The organism is Methylocaldum sp. 14B (genome assembly GCF_002005105.1).
Classification (GTDB): domain Bacteria; phylum Pseudomonadota; class Gammaproteobacteria; order Methylococcales; family Methylococcaceae; genus Methylocaldum.
Genome location: NZ_MSCV01000069.1, coordinates 1 through 2,067, shown reverse-complemented (window position 1 = coordinate 2,067; position 2,067 = coordinate 1). Strand labels below are relative to the sequence as shown.

Sequence of the window (2,067 nt, the reverse complement as noted above, 5' to 3'; positions counted from 1 at the left end):
GGTCGGCCGCATCCAGGCTGAGCAGGGCGGCCAGGTTGTTGCGCGCCAGCGCGTCATTCGGGTTGCGGGCCAGGACCGCCTCATATTCCGCCATGGCCCCCGCCCAGTCCTTGCTGCGCTCCAGGACCCTGGCCAGTCCCATCCGCGCCGCGCGGTCCTCGGGCGCCGCCGCCAGCGCCCGCCGGTAGGCCGCCGCCGCGCCCTTCAGGTCCTTTTTCTGCTCATGGACCGCGGCAAGGTTGTGGTACGGCAGCCGCCATTGGGGATGGATCTCGATCGCCCGCTCAAAGGCTTGGATGGCCTCCGTCTCCTGGTTCCGCGCCAGATGGTAGAGCCCCAGTAACTGGTGGGCGGTCGGGTGCTTCGGATCGTCCTTCAGGGCTTTCCGGATCCGCGCCAGCGCCTTCTCCGGCTGCTGCGCGGCGAGGTGGAGCCCGACGATGGCCTTCAAGGGCTCGTAGTCGTTTTGGGCGCGGGAAAGCGCCGTTTCGTATTCCGCCAGCGCCGCCTCGGGCTGTTTCCGGCTTTGGTAGAGTTGGCCCAGGCGGAACGGCCCGACGGCTTTATCGGGGAAGCGGTCCTTGATCTCCTTGAGGAGCGGCTCCAGGGCGTCCGTCTGCTGGCTCGCCACCAGCAGGTCCGCCTTGAGGTTGAGCCCGTCGAGGTGCTTCGGCTGTTGCTTGAGGAATTCGTTGAGCTTGTCGAGGGCCAGGCTGGGGTTTTTCTGCCCGACCAGGAATTCGACCAGCAGTTTCCTCAGCCGGTAGTCCGCGGGATTCACGGCCACCGCCTTGTCCAGCTGTTCCTGGGCCAGGGCGGGCTTGCCGTCCAGGAGATAGGCCTGGGCCAGCCGGGTCAGCACCTCGGTCGACTCCGGCTGATCTTTCAACAAGGCCCGGAACGCGGCGATGGCGTCCTGGGCCTCCCGCCGCGCCAGCGCCAGCCGGCCTTCAAGCGATAGCGCCGGATGGTCTTTGGGGTTTTCCGCCAGCACCTGTTTCACCAGGTCCCGCGCCTCGTCGCTCCGCCCGCGCTTCGCCAAAAGCTCCGCCAGCTGCGTCATGGCCTTGAAGCCGTCCGGCTGGTTTTCGTGGTCGGCGATCAGGGCGCGGTAGACGCTTTCCGCCTGATCGGCCTCGCCGAGCTGTTGGTGCACCTGGGCAAGGCCGAAACGCAGGGCGGTGAGCGTCGGGCGGGCCGCGATGACCGCGGTCAGTTCGCTGACCGCCCGCGCCCCGTCGCCGCGCTTCACGAAAAACTCGGCGAGCCACAGCGGTGCTCTCGGGTCCTCGGGGAAGTCCTTCTGGGCGGTGCGGAGCGTTGCTTCCGCGGCGTCGAAGCGACGCTGCTTGAGGTAAAGTTCGGTCAGCAGCCCCCGGTGTTCGAGGCGGTCGGGTTGGGCCGCGATCAGGGCCTTGAGGGTCTCTTCCGCCGCCTCCGCCTGGCCCTGTTGCTGGTGCAGCCTCGCCAGCGCCATCAGCAGCGCCGGCTGGTTCGGCTGGATCTTGAGCCCGGTTTCGAGCACCCCGATCGCTTCGGCCGGCTGTCCTTGCTGGGCCCAATGGAGGGCCAGCACCAGATAGGGGTCGGGCCGGGCCGGCTGCTCCGCCACGATCGCCTCCAGTTGCGCCCGCATCGACGCGCTGTCCCCCTGGAGGTTCGCGATCGCCGCCTTCAGCATCCGCACTTCGAGGTCCGAGGGCCGTTCCTCGGCCACCGGCCCCAGGAGTTCCTGGGCTTTCGCGGCGTCCTTCGCCAACAGGTAGAACTTCGCCAGTTTGAGCTGGGCGTCGCGGTGGGTCGGGTCGAGTTCGACCGCCTTTTGATAGAAGGCGAACGCCTCGCGCCAGTGCTTCTGGTCCTCTTCGATCCGGCCCAGGTAGAAATAGGGGCTCGCGGCCTTGGGGTCGATCTGCAGGACGTTCTTGAACTCGACCTTGGCCTTGTCCAGATTCTGCGCCTCGACATACTGGAGGCCGCGCGCCAGGTGCGCGGCCTTGCGCTCCTCCGCCCCGCCGCACGCGGTCAACACCCAGGCCACCACCACCCAGGCCGGAACGGGCCGAA

General features: G+C 68.1%; 1 protein-coding gene. It reads right to left on the bottom strand.

Features of this window, described 5'->3' with window-relative positions; translation table 11 throughout:
* Positions 1-2,067: tetratricopeptide repeat protein (locus B2A78_RS25385; protein WP_077732840.1), on the bottom strand; the 2,067-nt coding region annotated here is incomplete at both ends.